Source organism: Frigoribacterium sp. ME-P-080, assembly GCF_030209595.1.
GTDB lineage: Bacteria > Actinomycetota > Actinomycetes > Actinomycetales > Microbacteriaceae > Frigoribacterium.
This window is the reverse complement of sequence record NZ_JARVRR010000004.1, coordinates 570,688-588,193: the sequence shown is the minus strand read 5'-3', so window position 1 is coordinate 588,193 and position 17,506 is coordinate 570,688. Positions and strand designations below refer to the sequence as shown.

15 protein-coding genes are annotated in these 17,506 nt (G+C 71.9%); 4 read left to right on the top strand and 11 right to left on the bottom strand.

What is annotated here, in order from left to right:
- On the bottom strand, positions 1-241 hold a 241-nt coding region (rplU, locus tag QRN23_RS11300), incomplete at its 3' end, for a 50S ribosomal protein L21 (protein WP_285063582.1).
- An 88-nt stretch (positions 242-329) separates the two neighbouring features.
- On the opposite strand from rplU, the gene QRN23_RS11295 reads away from it, so the two are divergent.
- Positions 330-971: a hypothetical protein gene (locus QRN23_RS11295; protein ID WP_056045774.1), complete on the top strand. Its 642-nt coding sequence runs from the start codon at positions 330-332 to the stop codon at positions 969-971.
- Positions 972-993: 22 nt separating this feature from the next.
- Here the strand turns inward: QRN23_RS11295 and QRN23_RS11290 are convergent, their stop codons facing one another.
- The 4 genes from QRN23_RS11290 to QRN23_RS11275 all read right to left on the bottom strand — a co-directional run bounded on the left by QRN23_RS11290 (position 994) and on the right by QRN23_RS11275 (position 5,529).
- Positions 994-1,500, bottom strand: a complete 507-nt coding sequence (locus QRN23_RS11290; protein WP_369794400.1) for a DUF779 domain-containing protein — start codon at positions 1,498-1,500, stop codon at positions 994-996.
- Positions 1,497-3,038, bottom strand: coding sequence for an acetaldehyde dehydrogenase ExaC (gene exaC, locus QRN23_RS11285; protein ID WP_056045771.1), 1,542 nt, complete (start codon positions 3,036-3,038; stop codon positions 1,497-1,499). The genes QRN23_RS11290 and exaC overlap by 4 nt, the downstream gene beginning before the upstream one ends.
- A gap of 93 nt (positions 3,039-3,131) precedes the next feature.
- Entirely contained in the window at positions 3,132-4,373 is a 1,242-nt protein-coding gene (locus QRN23_RS11280) for a GAF domain-containing protein (protein WP_285063581.1), read from the bottom strand.
- 232 nt (positions 4,374-4,605) lie between these two features.
- Positions 4,606-5,529 carry an NAD-dependent epimerase/dehydratase family protein gene (locus tag QRN23_RS11275; RefSeq protein WP_285063580.1) on the bottom strand — a complete coding sequence of 308 codons (924 nt, stop codon included), beginning with the start codon at positions 5,527-5,529 and terminating at the stop codon, positions 4,606-4,608.
- A 124-nt stretch (positions 5,530-5,653) separates the two neighbouring features.
- On the opposite strand from QRN23_RS11275, the gene QRN23_RS11270 reads away from it, so the two are divergent.
- Positions 5,654-6,370, top strand: coding sequence for a TetR/AcrR family transcriptional regulator (locus tag QRN23_RS11270; protein WP_285063579.1), 717 nt, complete (start codon positions 5,654-5,656; stop codon positions 6,368-6,370).
- 57 nt (positions 6,371-6,427) lie between these two features.
- Here the strand turns inward: QRN23_RS11270 and QRN23_RS11265 are convergent, their stop codons facing one another.
- The 3 genes from QRN23_RS11265 to QRN23_RS11255 all read right to left on the bottom strand — a co-directional run bounded on the left by QRN23_RS11265 (position 6,428) and on the right by QRN23_RS11255 (position 11,343).
- A complete protein-coding gene (locus QRN23_RS11265; RefSeq protein WP_235452497.1) occupies positions 6,428-6,763 on the bottom strand; it encodes a TraR/DksA family transcriptional regulator in 336 nt (111 codons plus the stop codon).
- Between the two features lie 11 nt (positions 6,764-6,774).
- Entirely contained in the window at positions 6,775-7,797 is a 1,023-nt protein-coding gene (locus QRN23_RS11260) for a glutathione S-transferase family protein (RefSeq protein ID WP_123570205.1), read from the bottom strand.
- A gap of 93 nt (positions 7,798-7,890) precedes the next feature.
- Positions 7,891-11,343 carry a DNA polymerase III subunit alpha gene (locus QRN23_RS11255; RefSeq protein ID WP_285063578.1) on the bottom strand — a complete coding sequence of 1,151 codons (3,453 nt, stop codon included), beginning with the start codon at positions 11,341-11,343 and terminating at the stop codon, positions 7,891-7,893.
- Positions 11,344-11,475: 132 nt separating this feature from the next.
- On the opposite strand from QRN23_RS11255, the gene QRN23_RS11250 reads away from it, so the two are divergent.
- Positions 11,476-12,789 carry an FUSC family protein gene (locus tag QRN23_RS11250; RefSeq protein WP_285063577.1) on the top strand — a complete coding sequence of 438 codons (1,314 nt, stop codon included), beginning with the start codon at positions 11,476-11,478 and terminating at the stop codon, positions 12,787-12,789.
- A gap of 200 nt (positions 12,790-12,989) precedes the next feature.
- Positions 12,990-14,354, top strand: coding sequence for a glucose-6-phosphate dehydrogenase (locus tag QRN23_RS11245; RefSeq protein ID WP_285063576.1), 1,365 nt, complete (start codon positions 12,990-12,992; stop codon positions 14,352-14,354).
- Positions 14,355-14,456: 102 nt separating this feature from the next.
- On the opposite strand, the gene QRN23_RS11240 is transcribed toward QRN23_RS11245, so the two are convergent.
- The 3 genes from QRN23_RS11240 to QRN23_RS11230 all read right to left on the bottom strand — a co-directional run bounded on the left by QRN23_RS11240 (position 14,457) and on the right by QRN23_RS11230 (position 17,434).
- The gene (locus QRN23_RS11240) at positions 14,457-16,292 is read right to left on the bottom strand and encodes a glycoside hydrolase family 15 protein (RefSeq protein ID WP_285063589.1); all 1,836 of its coding nucleotides are present in this window, start codon (positions 16,290-16,292) and stop codon (positions 14,457-14,459) included.
- Complete coding sequence (pnuC, locus tag QRN23_RS11235) at positions 16,273-16,956, bottom strand: nicotinamide riboside transporter PnuC (RefSeq protein WP_285063575.1); 684 nt, start codon at positions 16,954-16,956, stop codon at positions 16,273-16,275. Before pnuC ends, QRN23_RS11240 begins: the two co-directional genes overlap by 20 nt.
- 151 nt (positions 16,957-17,107) lie before the next feature.
- Positions 17,108-17,434: a DUF6504 family protein gene (locus tag QRN23_RS11230; protein ID WP_055972315.1), complete on the bottom strand. Its 327-nt coding sequence runs from the start codon at positions 17,432-17,434 to the stop codon at positions 17,108-17,110.
- Positions 17,435-17,506: the final 72 nt, after the last annotated feature.

Here is a 17,506-nt window from a genome sequence, read left to right as displayed (position 1 = left end):
CGGTCTTGTTCTTGTAGTTCTGGATGACGATCTTCGGGCCGCGCAGGTCGTTCAGGACCTCGCCCTCGACGGTGACCTTGGCCAGGTCGTCGCCCGACAGGATGGTGTCGCCGTCGACGTGCAGGACGGGGACGAACGAGACGGTGTCGGCGGTCGCGGCCTTGAGGCGGTCGACGGTCAGGATCGTGCCGACCTCGACCTTCTCCTGACGGCCACCGGCGCGCACGATTGCGAAAGCCATGGGAACTCCAAAAAAGTGGGGGATGTGACGCCCGGACTGCCGGACGACGTCGTGGTGCCACGAAGGCAACTTGGATAGTCTTTCACAAATGTCACGACCGATCAAACTTCGCCGCCCGCCACAGTTCACGGCCGAGATCGTCGACGACGCCCGCCGGCGGCTCCTCGACCTGCTGGACGACCTCGAGACGCTCACCACCGAGCACGCCGACGACATCGAGGTCTGGGGTTCGGCCGTGACGACCGCCGGCTGGGAAATCGCGAGCCTCGGCCAGTGGCTCGGCCTCGAGGGCGAGGCGGTGCTGCTGCTCGGCGGCGCGTCCTACCCCGAGATCGCCGAGCACCAGGGCACCAGCGCCTCGGCCGTGTACGCGCGCGTCGGCCGATCGCTCACCCTCGCGCCCTACGCGCACGCCTCCGGTGCCGACGGTGCGACCACCCGGGTCTCGGCCGAGGGACTCGACCAGGCCCGGGCCGAGTACGACCAGGAGGCGCGGGCCGGCGACCCGACGGACGTCGCCCCGGCGACCGCGCCCGTCGGCGACTCCCTGGCCGACCGCGTGCCCGAGGTGCTGCGGAACGGCGCCCGGCGCACCACCGAGATCGTCGCCGCCCTGCCCGACTACCGCCGGAGCAGCGTGCTGTCGACGCTGAGCGTCCTCGCCCGGCAGGGCGTGGTCGACCGGGTGGGGCACGGCGTCTACGCCCTGCCCCACCCGCCGACCGACTGAGTCCCCGGGCGGCGTCGGCCGATCAGGCCGGGGTGTCGCCCACCGCGTCGTCGAGCCCGAACGCCCGCAGCTCGTCGTCGTCCAGCAGTCGTGACCTGATCAGGAACCGCCGGCCTTCCGGGCTCTCGATCGAGAACCCGGCCCCGCGGCCCGGCACGACGTCGATCGTGAGGTGCGTGTACTTCCAGTACTCGAACTGGCTCCGGGACATGTAGACCTCGATCGGGTCGATCCCGTCGACGTGCAGGTCGCCCAGGTGGACGTCGACGGCTCCCACCCGGAAGAACCCGACGGGGTAGCACATCGGCGACGAACCGTCGCAGCAGCCACCCGACTGGTGGAACATCAGCGGGCCGTGCTGCGCCGTCAGGGACACGAGGAACGCCGCCGCCTCGGGGGAGACGTCGACCCGGGAGGGGGTGGCGGCGACCGTCCCGGAGGCGTGGGCCGGCGTGACCGCGCCGACCCGCGCCTCCTCGGCTGCTGCCGCTGCCGGCGCGGCGGCGGCCGTCTGCTCGGGCGTCATCAGAAGAAGCCCATCGGACCGTCCGCGTAGCTGACCAGCAGGTTCTTGGTCTGCTGGTAGTGGTCGAGCATCATCTTGTGGTTCTCGCGACCGATGCCGGACTGCTTGTAGCCGCCGAACGCCGCCCCGGCGGGGTACTGGTGGTACGTGTTCGACCAGACGCGACCGGCCTGGATGTCGCGGCCGGCCCGGTAGAGCTGGGCACCGTTGCGGCTCCAGACGCCGGCACCGAGACCGTAGAGGGTGTCGTTGGCGATCTTGATGGCGTCGTCGTAGTCGCTGAAGCTCGTCAGGGACAGGACGGGGCCGAAGATCTCCTCCTGGAAGATCCGCATCGAGTTGCGGCCCTCGAAGATCGTCGGGTTGACGTAGTAGCCGCCGGTAAGGTCGCCGCCCAGGTCGGCCCGGTCGCCGCCGAGCAGCAGCGTCGCGCCTTCCTGCTTGCCGATGTCCATGTAGCTCAGGATCTTCTCGAGCTGGTCGTTGGACGCCTGGGCGCCGATCATGGTGTCCATCGAGAGCGGGTCGCCCTGCTTGACCTTCTTCACCCGCTCGACGCCGTCGGCGGTGAACTGGTCGTAGATCGACTGCTGCACGAGCGCCCGGCTCGGGCAGGTGCACACCTCGCCCGAGTTCAGGTTGAAGAACGAGAAGCCCTCGAGGGCCTTGTCGTAGAAGTCGTCCCGTTCGTCGGCGACGTCGGCGAAGAAGACGTTCGGGCTCTTGCCGCCGAGCTCGAGCGTCACCGGGATGAGGTTCTCGCTCGCCATCTGCATGATCAGGCGCCCGGTGGTGGTCTCGCCGGTGAACGCGATCTTGCGGATGTTCGGATGGCTCGCCAGGGGGGCGCCGGCCTCGACGCCGAAGCCGTTGACGATGTTGAGCACCCCGGCGGGCAGGAGGTCCTTGACGAGGTCCATGAAGACGTGGATCGACGCGGGGGTCTGCTCGGCCGGCTTGAGGACGACGCAGTTGCCGGCGGCGAGGGCGGGGGCGAGCTTCCACACGGCCATCAGCAGCGGGAAGTTCCAGGGGATGATCTGGCCGACCACGCCGAGCGGTTCGTGGAAGTGGTAGGCGACGGTGTCGGCGTCGATCTCGCCGGTCGAACCCTCCTGCGCCCGGATCGCCCCGGCGAAGTAGCGGAAGTGGTCGATCGCGAGCGGGACGTCGGCGGCGAGGGCCTCACGGATGGGCTTGCCGTTGTCCCAGGTCTCGGCGACGGCGAGCATCTCGAGGTTCGCCTCCATGACGTCGGCGATCCTGTTGAGGATCAGCGCGCGTTGGGCGATCGTCGTCTTCTTCCACGAGTCGAACGCGCGCCAGGCGGCCTCGACCGCCTTGTCGACGTCCGCGGCGTTGCCCCGGGCGACCTCCGTGAAGACCTTGCCGTTCACCGGGCTCGGGTTCTCGAAGTACTGCCCGCTCGCCGGGGCGACGTACTCGCCGCCGATGAAGTGGTCGTAGCGGGGCTTGAAGGCCACCTTCGCGTCGGGCCGTCCCGGCGCGGCGTAGGTGTTCGGGGGAGTGGTGACGGTCATGAAGGTCCCTTTCGACGACGGTGTCGGGTCGGTGGCGGGGGCGCCCGCCGCTGGCGGCAGGCTACGTCGGGCGGGGTTGCATCCGGTTGCGCGTCAGTCCCGGCCTCCGAGCGCCTCGAGGTGCGCGACCAGGTGCGACCGCCGGGGCGATCCCGGGGGCAGCCGACGCAGCAGTTCGAGCAGCACGCGCTCGTCGTCGCGACCCGCGTCCGACTCGGAGTAGGACAGCAGGCTCTCGATCGACCCGCCGGTGAGCAGGGCGTCCCGGACGGTCGCCGCGACCTCGGCCCGCAGCGCCACGACGCCGGGTGCCGTGGACGAGGGCAGCGCCGGGCCGGTGTCGGCTCGCACGGCGGCGCGGTGGGCGCCGCGGTCGACGAGCCCGACGAGCGTGTCGAGGTCGAGCGTCACCGGGCGGGGCAGGCGGTACGGGCGCGACAGGGGGACCAGCGTGGGGTCGAGGGCCTCGACGACGTGCCGTAGGCGCACCATCTCGGGACGCAGGGTGGTCACCGCGTCGACGTCGCCGTAGACCGCGTCGGCCAACCCGTGAGCGGTGTACCCGGCGGTCCGGTGGGCGAGCAGGGTCATGATCTCGGAGTGCCGGGCACCCAGCGCGATGCGGCCGTCCCCGACCGTGAGGACGGCTTCGTCACGGCCAAGGGTCGTCAGGCCGGCGGGGGAGCCCGGACCGGGTCGGACCGGCCGCCGGGGGGTGCGGGTCGGGACGCGATCGACCGCGGCCAACCCCAGGAGCGCGAGGTGCGCCTCCACGGCCGCGACGGTCGCCGTGACCAGGGGCAGCGTCAACGAGCCGGCTGCTCGCTCGTCTCCCGTGATGTCGACGACTCCGATGACGTGCCCGTCGACGGGATCGTGGACCGGGACGGCCGTGCAGCTCCAGGCCCGCACGCGGTGGTTCCAGTGCTCGTCGCCGCGGATCTGCACGCCCCGGTCGAGCACGAGGGCGGTGCCCGGGGCCGAGGTGCCGACCCGCGACTCCGACCAGCCCGCACCGGCGACGAACAGCATGTCCTCGGCGCGGCGGCGGGCCGCGTGGTCGCCCTCGACCCAGAGCAGGCGTCCGTGCTCGTCGCCCATCGCGACGAGCAGTCCCGAGCCCGAGACGTCGTCCGTGAGCAGACGACGCACCACGGGCAGCGCGAGTGCCAACGGGTGATCCCGACGCCAGTCGTCGAGGTCGTCCTCGGGCAGCTCGAGTCGGGGCAGGCCGTCGGGATCGAGCCGGTGCCGTGAGGCGCGGTCCCACGAGTCGCGCACCACCCGGCGCTGCGGCCCGACGTCGCGGGGCGGACGGCTCGCGGTCAGCGTCATGGAGCACCAATCGTCGTCGATCGGGGCGAGTCGGCCGTCGTGCGGCGTCGTCGCCGGGGTGCTGTCAGCGTACGGCGGCGTGCGGCCGTCGGGGAAGGGCGGCGCGTGGGGGTCTGCTGTGACCTCGGGGGAACCGTCGGTCCCGTCGGCAACTCCTTCTTCCCGTCGCGCCGTCGCGGGACGTCCCCGGGGGCAGGGGCCGTCGTCGTGCGCGGGCGACAGGAGTCAGGAGTCACCGACGCACGGCGTCGCGGGCGGCCGCGATCGTCGCGTCCAGCGCCTCGGGCCACGGGGTCGGTCCGATCTCGAGCAGGCGTTCGCTCTCGGACGAGTCCACGACGAAGGGCGAGTCGAACTGGTACTGCATCGCCCTCACCTCGCGGAGGAACGGCACCGTGCGGGTCAGGCCGGCCCACAGCAGCGGGTTCCACGGGCGGACGCGACCGGTCAGGCCGTAGCGGCGGCGCGCCTCCTCGGCGATCGCGACCCGTGAGGCGTGGGTGGCGTGCGGCGTCAGCCAGGCGCGTCCCCACTCGTCGCGGTCGATGGCGGCCACGAGGGTCGAGACGACGTCGGGCAGGTACGCCCAGGCGTGCGGCTGGGTCACGTCGCCGACCGCGTGGGCGGTGCGGCCCGCGACGAGCGGCCCGAAGAAGTCGCTGCCGAGGTGGGCGTTGCGCCCGGCACCGGGCCCGAAGTAGTCGCTCGCGCGCACCTCGACGGCCCGGACGCCCCGGTCGGCCGCGGCCAGGAGCCGCTGCCAGCTGTCGGCACGCACCCTGCCCTTCCCCCCGGCGGAGGCGAGGGGCGTGTGCTCGGTCATCGGCTCGGACACCGGCCCGTGGCCGTAGAGGTTGCCCATCAGCACGATGCGCGCCCCCGTGGTGGAGGCCGTCTCGATCAGGGCCGTGGTGATGGCCGGCCACTCGACGCCCCAGGCGGGGTAGGGCGGGTTCGAACAGACCACGATCGTGTCGACGCCGTGGGCCGCGTTCGTCAGGGCGGCGGCGTCCTTGGCGTCGAGCGTGAACGGGGCGGCCCCGGCGATCGCGGTGCCGCGGCGGGTGGCGACGCGCACGGTGTCGCCCCGCTCGGCGAGGCGGCGGACGAGGGGGGTGCCGATGGCTCCGGCTCCGACGACGAGATGGGTGGGCATGGGGTCCTCCTGGGGCAATGAGCGAGAGCGGTGCTCTCGGATCTGACCCTAGGGTCGGGCGGCCCGACACGCAAGAGCGGTGCTCTCGTTTGTGTCGCGTGCTCCTGGACGACAGGATCGGGGCATGACCACGAACGCAGGGGACGACGGACGCGACCGGGCCGTGGGGGGCGTCCGCGAGCGGGCACGGACCGAGATCGTCGAGCGCGCCCTCGCCTCGGCCCACCGGCAGCTGGCCGAGGTGGGAGCGGCCGCCCTCTCGGTGCGCGCCGTCGCGCGCGACCTGGGCATGGCGTCCTCGGCGATCTACCGGTACTTCCCGAGCCGCGACGCCCTGCTGACCCGCCTGATCACCGACGCCTACGTCGACCTCGCCGAGGCCGCCCGTCGGGCCGAGCAGGACGTCGACCGGGCCGACCACCAGGAGCGCTTCCGCGAGACGGCCCGTGCGACCCGTCGCTGGGCGATCGCCGACCCGCACCGCTACGCCCTGCTCTACGGCTCACCCGTCCCCGGGTACGCGGCCCCCGTCGACACCGTCGAACCGGCGATCGCGGTGGGGCTGCTCCTGCTCGGGGCGGTCGACGACGCGGCGGCGAGCGGAGCCACGTTGCGGGCGATGCCCGTGCGAGCCGGCCTGGCCGACGAGTTCACGCAGCTCGCCCAGGGCCTCGGGGCGTCGGTCGCCCCCGGTGTGCTGGCCGCGGGCATCACCGCCTGGACGGCCCTCTACGGGCATCTCAGCTTCGAGCTCTTCGGTCACCTCACCGACGTCGTCACCGACCGCGACGCCTGGTTCGAGTCGTTCCTCGACGAGCAGATCGCTCGCATCTGGGGCTGACGCCCCGCTGACGCCCCCGCTGTGGGCGCGGGACGAGGCGCCTGCAGGAGGCGCGGGTCAGCTCGCGCAGTCGATGCAGAGTCGGGCGGTGGGTCGCGCCTCGAGCCGAGCGTCGCCGATCCGGGCCGCACATCGCTCGCAGCGCCCGAAGGTGCCGTCGGCGAGCCGGGCCAGGGCGGCCTCGGCGTCGGCGGCGCGTTCGAGGGCCGATCGCCGGACGGCGTCGAGCTGCGACCGTTCGTAGGCGATCGTGGACCCCTCGGGGTCGTGCTCGTCGTCGACGTTGGCTCCCTCGCGGGCCGCGGCCACCGCCTCCATGTCCCCGAGCAGTCGCGCGGCCAGCGCCAGGGCCTCGTCGCGTGTGGTGCGCAACCGGTCCGAGGGATCGAGCACGAGGCGGTGCCTCAGGCCCCGACGAGCGTCGGCACCTCTTCGCCGGCGCGGGGCGGTGCCGGGGGAGTGCCGTCGCCGAAGGGGCGGCCACCGAGCTGCTCGCGCCCGTGGTCGGTGAGCCATCCCGAGGCGTCCGGACCGACCGGGACGATGCCCGTCGGGTTGATGTCGGAATGCACGACGTAGTAGTGCGCCTTGATCTGGTCGAAGTCGATCGTGTCGCCGAACCCAGGGGTCTGGAACAGGTCGCGGGCGTAGGCCCAGAGCACCGGCATCTCGCTGAGCTTGTTCCGGTTGCACTTGAAGTGCCCGTGGTAGACGGCGTCGAACCGGGCGAGCGTGGTGAACAGCCGGATGTCGGCCTCGGTGATGGTGTCGCCCACGAGGTAGCGCTGACCGGCCAGTCGCTCGGACAACCAGTCGAGCCGCTCGAAGAGGGTGCGGTAGGCCCGCTCGTAGCTCTTCTGCGACCCGGCGAAACCGGCGCGGTAGACCCCGTTGTTGACGTCGTGGAAGACCACGGCGTTCACCTCGTCGATCTCGCCGCGGAGGGCCTCGGGGTAGAGGTCGGGGGCACCCTCACGGTGGTGGGCGGTCCACTCGGTCGCGAAGTCGAGGGTGATCTGGGGGAAGTCGTTCGTGACGACCTTGCCGCTCGGCACGTCGACGATCGCCGGCACGGTGATGCCGCGCGGGTAGTCGGGCGTGCGGGCGAAGAACGCCTCTTGGAGGCGTTCGATGCCGAGGACGGGGTCGCGACCGTCGGGGTCGAGGTCGAAGGTCCAGCTGCGGGCGTCGTGCGTGGGGCCGGGCAGGCCGAGCGAGATCGCGTCCTCCAGTCCGAGCAGGCGTCGCGAGATGACGCTGCGGTTCGCCCAGGGGCAGGCCCGGGCGGCGACCAGGCGGTAGCGACCGGCCTCGACCGGCCACCCGTCGACGGCATCGCGCGTGATGCGGTCCTCGATGTAGTTGGTGTCGCGGGTGTACTCCTGACCCGGTTCGACGTAGCTGCCCTTGACCTGCTGATCGCTCATGTCGCCACCCTACGCACGGGGTGTCGGCAATTCCTGGCTGCTGCGACGTGCGCGGACGAGCGGCGGCCCTGGCCGCCGTGGTGACGACACGGGTCAGGAGTTGCCGACGGCCAAGGACGAGGAGGCGCGGGCCGCGTTCCAGTCGCGCCACATCGCCTTGAGGTCCCACGCGTTCTCGGCCTCGAGCGAGATGCCGCGCTCGCCGGTGCGACGCGTGCGTCCCTGGATCACCATCAGCTGTGTGCCGAACAGCAGCGAGCCGGCGCGGGCCTGGGCCTCCTCGAAGAACGTGGAGTCGGAGCAGCCGCTGCCGTCGTCGAGGCTGATGAAGACCACGCGTTTGCCGCTGCGCATCGGCGGGGTCTGGGTCGCGATGCGGATGCCCGCCACGAGCACGGTCGTGCCGTTCCAGTGGTCGCGCAGGTCGGCGGCGCGCACCACGCCCAGGTCGTCGAGCATGGGCCGGTAGCTCTCGATCACGTGTTCGCTGACCTCCATCGAGAGGATGTCGAGCTCGTCGGCGACCCGCTGCCGGGCGTCGACGTCGGGCGTGCCGGTCGGCACCGTGTCGGAGTCGTCGATCGAGAAGTCGAGCTGGTTCTCGACGTCGGTGGCCTTCGGGCGCGACGACCGGCCGGTGAGCGCCCGCACCCGCGCCAGGACGTCGCCGCGGGTGCGGCCGGGCCCGGCGACCGAGTCGAGCGCCCCGACCTGCGCCAGGCGCTCGAAGAGCGATCGGGACGGCGTCGCCCGCTGCCAGAAGTCGGTGATCGAGTCGTAGGGACGGTTCACGACCACCCGGGCCAACTCGGCGTCGCTGATGCCGTGCACGTCGGCCAGCGACAGCCGCAGACCGAGGTCGCCCACCCGGGTCGGCGCGATCGGGGTCGCCGGCGGCCGGAGGCGCTCGACCCGGTAGACGTCGGTCGAGGCGTTGACGTCGAGCGGCAGCACGGGGACGCCCATGCGTCGCGCCTCGGTCAGCAGCAACCGCTTCGGGTACATGCCCGGGTCGTGGGTGAGGACGCCCGCCAGGAACTCGGCCGGGTAGTGGGTCTTCAACCACGCGCTCTGGTAGGTCGGCAGGGCGAACGCGGCCCCGTGGGCCTTGCAGAAGCCGAACGACCCGAACCCCTTGAGCGCGGCCCAGATCCGGTCGACCGCGGCGTCGTCGAAGCGTCGCCTCCCGGTCGCGGGGTCGAGGTTGCCGCGGGTGCGCTCGCGGAAGGTGGCCTCGAGCGCGTCGTCGTCGCCCTTGCCCATGTGCCGTCGGATCTCGTCGGCCTCGGCGAGCGACACCTGCATGGTCGCCTCGAGGATGCGCAGCACGTGCTCGTGGTAGATGACCACCCCGTAGCTGTCGTCGAGGAACGACGCGAAGCTCGGGTGCAGGTAGTCGGGCTGTTGGAATCCGTGCTTGGTGTCGAGGAACGGCGCGATCATGTTGCCCTTCATCGGGCCGGGCCGGAACAGCGAGATGTCGGCGATGAGGTCTTCGTAGCGGTCGGGCTGCATCTTGCCGATCAGCTCGCGCTGCCCGGGGCTCTCGATCTGGAACATGCCGAGCGTGTGGGTGGTGCGGATCGCCTCGAAGGTGGGCTCGTCGTCGTGCGGGATCTCGTCGAGCTCGATGCGACCCTGGCGGTTCACGTAGGGCACGTCGACGGGCAGGGCGCCGGCGAGGGCGGCACGGGGGCCGTTGACGCGTTCGATCTCGTCGAGGGCGTAGGCGAGCGAGCTCTGCATGCGGACGCCCAGGACGTCCAGCTTGAGCAGGCCGGCGTCGTTCATGTCGTACTTGTCGAACTGGCTCATCGGCAGGCCGATGCCGCTGGGCTGGACGGGGGTCGTGCTGAGCAGGTCGGAGTCGCCGAGGATGACCCCGCACGGGTGCATCGAGATGTGCCGGGGCAGACGGTCGAGCCGTTCGCTGAGGTCGACGAGCAGGTCGATCTGGTCGTTGCTCCGGGCGAGCTCGGCGATCTCGCGCAGCTCGGGTTTCTCGGCCATCGCCGTGCGCAGGTCTCGGGCGTTCGACCGCCAGACGTTCTTGGCCACGAGGTCGATCTGCTCGTCGTCGAGGCCCAGCGCGAGACCGGCGTCGCGCACCGCCCCGCGTCCGCGGTAGGTGGACTGCATCGACATGAGCGTGACCCGGTTGCTGCCGTACCGGTCGAAGATCGCCCGGTAGACCTCGTGCCGCCGCGCCGCCTCGACGTCGATGTCGATGTCGGGCAGGGTCTCGCGCTTGTTGCCGAGGAACCGTTCGAACAGCAGGTCGTGCTCGATCGGGTCGACGTTCGAGATGCGCAGCAGGTAGGTGACGAGGCTGCCGGCCCCCGATCCCCGCGCCGCGTTGCGCACCCGCAGGTCGCGCATCAGCGCCGAGACGTCGGCCACGGTGAGGAAGTACCCGGCGAAGCCGAACCCGGTGATGATGCCGAGTTCGTAGCGCATGCGGTCCTCGACCTTGTCGCGCAGGGCACGGTCGGCGTCGCCGAAGCGTTCGGTGACGCCGGCCTGGGCCTGCCGGAACAGCGCCTGGTCGGGGTCGCCTTCGACGCCGATCGCGCTGAGCTCCGGCACCTTCGGGCGGCCCCAGCCGAGGTCGGCGACGGGGTCGAGTCGGCACCGGTCGGCCAGGCGTTCGGTGGCGGCGAGCATCTCGTCGCCGACGCTGCGGGGCATCGACGAGGCGTCGCTCACCAGACGGGCCAGTCGGCGCATGTCGGCGGGGCGCTTGAGGTAGGCCTGGGCGTTCGGTTGGGGCCGGAACGAGCCGAGGGCGGCCAGGTGCCCCGCCGAGTCGAGCACGTCGGCCGTGACGGCCTCGTCGGGATCGAGGTACCGCACGGCGTTCGTGAGCACGGCCGGCACCCCGACGTGGTCGGCCAACTCGAGCATGCGGGCGGCGTGCCGGATGCTGCGGCTCTCGCCCGGCTCGGTCAGGTGGCAGACCACCTCGACCACCACGCCGCCCGGCAGCGTCGCCGCCCAGTCGGCGAGCGACGCCGCGGCCTCGCTGTGACGCCCCGCCTGGACCAGTCGGCCCACGTCGGAGTCGGGCCCCAGCAGCACGGTCGCCGCCGGCTCGGTCTCGCCCTGGACGAAGCCCCTCACCCGGGACCGGGCGATGGTCGCCACGCTGTTGGCGCTGCCGCTGGCGCGGCGGGTGGCCCGACCGTGGGACGCGCTGATCAGCCGGCACAGCGCCGCCCACCCCGCCTTCGCCGGCCCGCCGCCCCGCGCCCCGTGCGCCAGCACCACGATGCGGTCGACCCCGCCGACGGCCCCGCCGCCGTCGGCACCACCGTCCACGAACCCCTCGCGGTCGTCCCGGCACCCCAGCTCGACTCCGACGATCGGGTCGACGCCCGCCGTCCGGCAGGCCCCGACGTGCCGGATCGCCCCGTACAGCCCGTCCCGGTCGGTGATCGCCGCCGCGTCGGCACCCGCCGCGACGGCGGCGTCGACGAGCGCCTTCGGGTGCGCCGTGCCGTGGTGGGCGCTGAACGCCGACGCGACGCGCAGGTGGGTGAAGCTCATGGTCGGTACCTCGGGCTGCTGAACCCCCGGCCGGGTCGTTCGAACAGGTGTTCGACCAGTGTACGTCGCTCCGATCGGCCGTCGCACCCCGTGGCCCGTCCCTCGGGTCCCACGGCCTGTCATCATCGGGGCATGTCCGATCGACGCCCCACCCCGACCGATCGAGGCTCCACCTCGCCCGATCGACGGTCCGCCCTGCGTCGCGACGCCCGCACCGCGACCCACTGGACCCGCGTCCTGCTGGCCCAACCGCGCCTCCTGCTCGCCGTGAAGACGGCGCTCGCCGCCGCCCTCGCCTACTGGATCGCGCCGCAGGTGCCCGGCGTCGCCGCCGACTACCCGTACTACGCGCCGCTCGGCGCCGTGATCGCGATGTACCCGACCATCAAGAGCTCGCTGCGACAGGGGTTCCAGGTGCTGGTCGGCGTGGTCGTCGGCATCGCCCTCGCCACGGCGGTCTTCTCGCTGCAGGACGGTCGGCCCGGCGTGTTGGCGGTGGCGCTCGTCGTCGGGGTCGGCGTGCTCGTGGCGGGCATCCGCTGGCTCGGCGCCGGTCGCGACTGGGTGCTCACGGCCGGGTTGTTCGTGCTGCTGCTCGGCGGCGCGAACGCCGAGGCCTACTCGCTGGGCTACATCGTGCAGATCGGCGTCGGCGTCGGCGTCGGCGTCGTGGTCAACCTGGTGCTCGTGCCGCCGCTCTACGCCTCGCGAGCCGAGGAGCGCCTCCTCCGGGTGAAGGACTCGCTGGCCGACCGGGCCGACGAGGTCGCCGGCGTGTTCGAGACCCCCTGGCCCCTCGAGGACGACGAATGGGAGCGTCGCGTGGGCGTCCTGCCGAGCACCCTCCGCCGCGTCCGCGAGACCGTCGCGTACGCGGACGAGTCCCGTCGCATGAACCCGCGGTGGTTGCTCCGCCGCCGCGACCTCGGCCAGGAGTACGCGGATCTCGCCACGTACGAGCGCGTCTCGTTCCACCTGCAGGACGTCGCCGAGGTCTCGGGCATCCTCGGTCGCCGGATCGGCCGGCAGATCGGCATGCCCGACGACCTCGCGCCCGACGTCGCCCACGCCGTGCACGGCGTCGCCACCGTCATCCGACGCCACGGGGCCGACGACGTCGACGCGTTCACCGACGCCCGGCGACGCGTCGCCGACCTCTGGGACGCCGTCGACCGCCACCGGGACCGCCCGACCACGGACACGAGCGGCGGCGTCTCGATCGCCGTCTCGCTCGGACGCATCATCGCCGCGCTCGACCCCGACGACACCACCGCGCCCCGCCCCGAGGACGACGCCGCCGAGGAGGGGCGCGCGGCCGACGACGACGACACCGGCGGCCGGGTGGGCGGCACCGACAGCACGGGGCCGGTCGACGACGACAGCGCACCCCGCGACACCGCCCCGCACGACACCGTGCAGGACGGCGAGGCCGACGCCGGTCGCTGACCCCGATACGGCGCTCGCCCTCCGGGAGCAGTACGGTTGACCGGGCACCGGCGCCGAGACGCGACCCGTGCCCTCCGCGGCCGGGGCGGTCGACGGGAATGTCCGTCCCCCCTGTGCGTTGACACCCGTGGCCCCGAGAACCCCCGCCGCCTGATCGACCAGCGACGACACGATCGTCGCCCTCCCACGAAAGCTGCACTGTGACAGACACCACCACCCTCATCATCCTCGGAGCCAGCGGAGACCTCACCGAGCGTCTGCTGCTCCCCGGCCTCGCGAGCCTGCTCAAGAGCGACCGCGGCGTCGACGTCCAGCTCATCGGCACCGGCCGCAGCGAGCGCAGCCCCGAAGAGTGGGACGACGTCGTGAAGACCGCCTTCAACGGCGACGCCGGCAGCGACCTCGCCAAGAAGACGCTGGCGTCGAGCCGGTACATCCAGGGCGACCCGACCACGGTCGAGCACCTGAAGGCCCTGTTCGAGGCCAGCGAGGGCACGCCGGTCATGTACTTCGCCCTGCCGCCCGCCATCAGCACCAAGGTGATCCAGGCGCTCGCCGAGATCGACCTGCCCGACGGCCTGCGCCTCGCCCTCGAGAAGCCGTTCGGCTCGGACGAAGAGAGCGCACGCGAGCTCAACGCCGAACTCCTCAAGATCGTCCCCGAGGAGCGCATCCACCGCACCGACCACTTCCTCGGTCGCGCGACGGTCCTCAACATGATCGGCCTGCGCTTCGCCAACCGCCTCTTCGAGCCGGTCTGGAACAGCGAGAACATCGAGAAGGTCGAGATCTTCTACGACGAGGTCCTCGGCCTCGAGGGTCGCGCCCAGTACTACGACAAGGCCGGCGCACTGATCGACATGATCCAGAGCCACCTGCTGCAGGTGCTCGCCGTCATCGCGATGGACGCCCCGTCGAGCATCGACTCGGTCGAGCTGCGCAGCGAGATCGCCCGCGTCCTGCGCGCCACCTGGGTCAAGGACGCCGACCCGGTCGCCTCGAGCCGTCGCGCCCAGTACGCGGCCGGCACGATCGAGGGCAAGGACGTCCCCGCCTACGCCGACGAGGACGGCGTCGACAACGAGCGCCAGACCGAGACCCTCGCCGAGGTCGAGTTCGAGGTCAAGACCCGTCGCTGGGCGGGCGTGCCGTTCATCCTGCGTTCGGGCAAGGGCATGACCAAGATCCGCAAAGAGGTGCTCATCACCTTCAAGCCGGTCCCCGCGCTTCCCGAGGGCCTCAACGGCTCGTCGACGCCCGACACGCTCCGCATCGAGATCAGCCCCGAGACGATGGAGCTCGGCGTCACCACGAACGGCTCGGGCAACCCGTTCGACCTCGAGAAGTCGACGATGTCGGTCACCCTGGGCAAGCCCGAGCTCACGCCCTACGGCGAGGTGCTCAGCGGCATCTTCCACGACGACCCGACGCTCTCGATCCGCGGCGACGTGGCCGAGCGCTGCTGGGCGATCGTCGCTCCCGTGATCGAGGCCTGGAAGGCCGACCAGGTGCCCCTCGACACCTACGCCGCCGGGTCGACCGGTCCGTCGGACTGGCCCGCCTGATCCTGGTCGCGCACTCCTGACCGGCAGACCTCGACGGCCGCCCCGCTCTCCCGAGCAGGGCGGCCGTCGTCGCGTCCGGCAGCCGAGGAGGCGCGGGTCGGGTCACCCGCGGTCGTGCGCCTTCCCGATCGCGTCGGCCGCGCGCACCAGCGCCAGGTGCGACAACGCCTGCGGGGTGTTGCCGACGTGGCGCCCCGTCGCGACCTCGATCTCCTCCGAGAGCATCCCGACGTCGTTGCAGTAGCCGACCAGCCGGTCCATCAGGGCGACGGCGTCGTCGACGCGCCCCGAGGCGGCGTACTGCTCGGCCAGCCAGAACGAGCAGGTCAAGAACGGGTTCTCCGCTCCGTCGAGGCCGTCGATGCCGCTCTCGGTGCGGTAACGCAGGAGCAGGCCGTCCTGCAGCAGATCGTGCTCGATGGCGGCGACGGTGCCGAGCATCCGGGCGTCGTCGGCGGCGACGAAGCCGACCTGCGGCAGCTGCAGCAGGGACGCGTCGACCTCGGTCGTGCCGTAGTGCTGGGTGAAGGAGGCGCGGTCGGCGTTCCAGCCGCGGGTCTCGATCTCGGTGCGCACCTCGTCACGCAGCCGGCGCCACCGGTCGACCGGGCCGTCGAGGCCGAACTGCTCGATGCCCTTGATGGCCCGGTCCAGAGCGGCCCAGATCATCACCCTCGAGTGGGTGAAGTGCTGCAACTCGCCGCGGATCTCCCAGATGCCGTTGTCGGGCCGGGTCCAGTTGTCCTCGACGTACTGCATGAGGGCACGCTGCAGGGGCCACGAGTACTCGCTCTCCTCGACGCCGAGCAGGCGGGCTTCGTGCAGGGCCACCATCACCTCGCCGAAGATGTCGCCCTGGTACTGCTCGTACGCGGCGTTCCCGATGCGCACCGGTGAGGCCCCGTCGTAGCCGGGCAGATGCCCGAGTTCGCTCTCGTGCAGGTACCGCTCGCCGGCCAGGCCGTACATGATCTGCACGTCGGCGGGGTCCCCGGCGATGGCACGCAGCAGCCAGCCGCGCCACCGGTCGGCCTCCTCGGCGTATCCGTGCAGGATGAGGGCCTGCAGCGTCATCGACGCGTCACGCAGCCAGACGTAGCGGTAGTCCCAGTTGCGCGAGCCGCCGAACCGTTCGGGCAGGCTCGTGGTCGCCGCGGCGACGATGCCTCCGGTGTCCTCGTTGGTGAGGGCTCGGAGGATCAGGAGCGACCGGTGCACCTCGGGGGCGTAGGCCTCGGGGGCCGAGCAGCGTGAGGCCCATGCCTGCCACCAGGCGACGGTCTCGTCGATGCCGGCCGGCACGTCGAGGGGCGCCGGCGGTTCGCGATGGGACGGGTACCAGGTGAGGCTGAGGTCGACCGTCTCGCCGGGGGAGACGTCGAACGTCGCCTCGTGCGTGTGGTCGGTGGCCGTCAGCCGCGGGCCGCGGACCACGACGGCGTCGGGCCCGGCCGTGGCGACGAGGGCCGTCTCGTCGCCCTCGGGGATCTGCCGCACCCAGGGGAGGGCCGTCCCGTAGCCGAACCGGATCGCGAGGTCCACGTGCATCGAGACGGTGCCCGAGACCCCGGTCACCCGGCGGACGACGTCGGCCCGCCGGTCGCCGTAGGGCATGAGGTCGGTGACCTCGACCACGCCGGTGGGCGTCGTCCAGCGGGTGACGAGCACGAAGGTGTCGTCGACGTATCGCCGGGTCGAGGTGGCGGCGGCGTCGGAGGGGGCCACGAGCCAGCGTCCGGCGTCGTGGTCGCCGAGCAGGGCACCGAAGGTCGACGCGGAGTCGAAGCGGGGGAGGCAGAGCCAGTCGATGCTGCCGTCGGAGCCGACGAGGCCTCCGGTGTGCAGGTCGCCGATCAGTGCGTAGTTCTCGATGGGCAGGGGCATGCGCTCATCAAACCAGCGCGCGCCGGGGCCGGGATCAGTGTTGCAGCGTCGGATCGGGCCAGAGCGTCTCGACCTTGGGCTTCTGCCGCCGGGTGCGAGCCCAGACGACGAACCCCGCGAGCGTGAAGGCGCCGTAGAAGACGTACATGAACGCCGACGCGTAGTAGCCGGCGCTGAACAACAGGGGAGTGCCGACGAGGTCGACCGCGACCCAGATCAACCAGAACTCGACCCAGCCCTTGGCCATGCCGTAGGTGGCGAGGAGCGACCCGGTGAAGATCCAGGCGTCGGCCCACACGGGTTCGTACGACCCCAGCAGGCGGAACAAGGGGGTCAACGCGGCGGTGCCGCCGACGAGGACGACGACGATCAGCACCCGGTTCTTCCACCCCGCCCAGCGGGGCTCGACGGCCGCGCCGCCGGCGTCGTCGGCGTGCTTCCAGCGGTACCAGCCGTAGATCGACACCACGATGAACATCACCTGGCGTGCGGCCTGCCCGAGCAGGTTCACCGGGTTGGGGGTGTCGAACACCGCGCCGAGGAAGACGGTGAACAGCAGCGCGTTGCCCACGATGCCGATCGGCCAGGCCCAGACCTTGCGCCTCATGCCGCCGAGGGCGCTGAGCAGGCCGAAGACGTTGCCCACCACCTCGCGCCAGAGGATCGTCTGGTCGCCGATGTGCACCTGCGCGTCGAACAACCACAGCAACGGATTCATCGGGAGGCTCTCTTCGGTCGGGGAGGCGGGTGGTGCGGGACCACGGCGTCCCCGGGGCGCAGGGCGCCTGGTGCGTCAACGAGTGTGGCACGGGGGGAATTCCCGACGTCGCACGGCTCACCGGCCACCGTCGTCCGACGGACGCCCGGGGTCAGGCGAACAGCTGCTGCTCGACCCGGTCGTCGAACACCCCGAGCAGCAACCACGAGTCGCCTCGGCCGTCGAGCGCCAGGTCGAAGGTGCCGTCGACCCGGTGGGCACCGTCCGTGAGCGGCACGGCGTCGACCCGCCAGACCGTCATCTCGAGCAGGTGCGCGCTCGCCCCGCGTGGTGCCCGGGTCGCCGATCGCCACCAGTCGGTCCGAGTGACCCAGAGTTCGGGCGAACTGACGACGCCGTACACGACCCCCCGCCACTCGAAGCGCAGGGGCGCCCCGTCGGCGGTCGTCTCGACCGGGACCTTCTCGTCCACCCTCATCTGCCGACCTCTCGTTCGAATGTGTGTTCGAACGGAGTCTACGAACCCCCACCGACATCGGCCACCCCCGAT

Bases quoted from the DNA above. Each gene is read 5' to 3' on its own strand.
- QRN23_RS11250 (WP_285063577.1), top strand. From the start codon at position 11,476: ATGTCCGATCGACGCCCCACCCCGACCGATCGAGGCTCCACCTCGCCC.
- exaC (WP_056045771.1), bottom strand. From the start codon at position 3,038: ATGACCGTCACCACTCCCCCGAACACCTACGCCGCGCCGGGACGGCCC.
- QRN23_RS11230 (WP_055972315.1), bottom strand. From the start codon at position 17,434: ATGAGGGTGGACGAGAAGGTCCCGGTCGAGACGACCGCCGACGGGGCG.
- pnuC (WP_285063575.1), bottom strand. From the start codon at position 16,956: ATGAATCCGTTGCTGTGGTTGTTCGACGCGCAGGTGCACATCGGCGAC.
- QRN23_RS11260 (WP_123570205.1), bottom strand. From the start codon at position 7,797: ATGAGCGATCAGCAGGTCAAGGGCAGCTACGTCGAACCGGGTCAGGAG.
- QRN23_RS11275 (WP_285063580.1), bottom strand. From the start codon at position 5,529: ATGCCCACCCATCTCGTCGTCGGAGCCGGAGCCATCGGCACCCCCCTC.
- QRN23_RS11280 (WP_285063581.1), bottom strand. From the start codon at position 4,373: ATGACGCTGACCGCGAGCCGTCCGCCCCGCGACGTCGGGCCGCAGCGC.
- QRN23_RS11255 (WP_285063578.1), bottom strand. From the start codon at position 11,343: ATGAGCTTCACCCACCTGCGCGTCGCGTCGGCGTTCAGCGCCCACCAC.
- QRN23_RS11270 (WP_285063579.1), top strand. From the start codon at position 5,654: ATGACCACGAACGCAGGGGACGACGGACGCGACCGGGCCGTGGGGGGC.
- QRN23_RS11295 (WP_056045774.1), top strand. From the start codon at position 330: ATGTCACGACCGATCAAACTTCGCCGCCCGCCACAGTTCACGGCCGAG.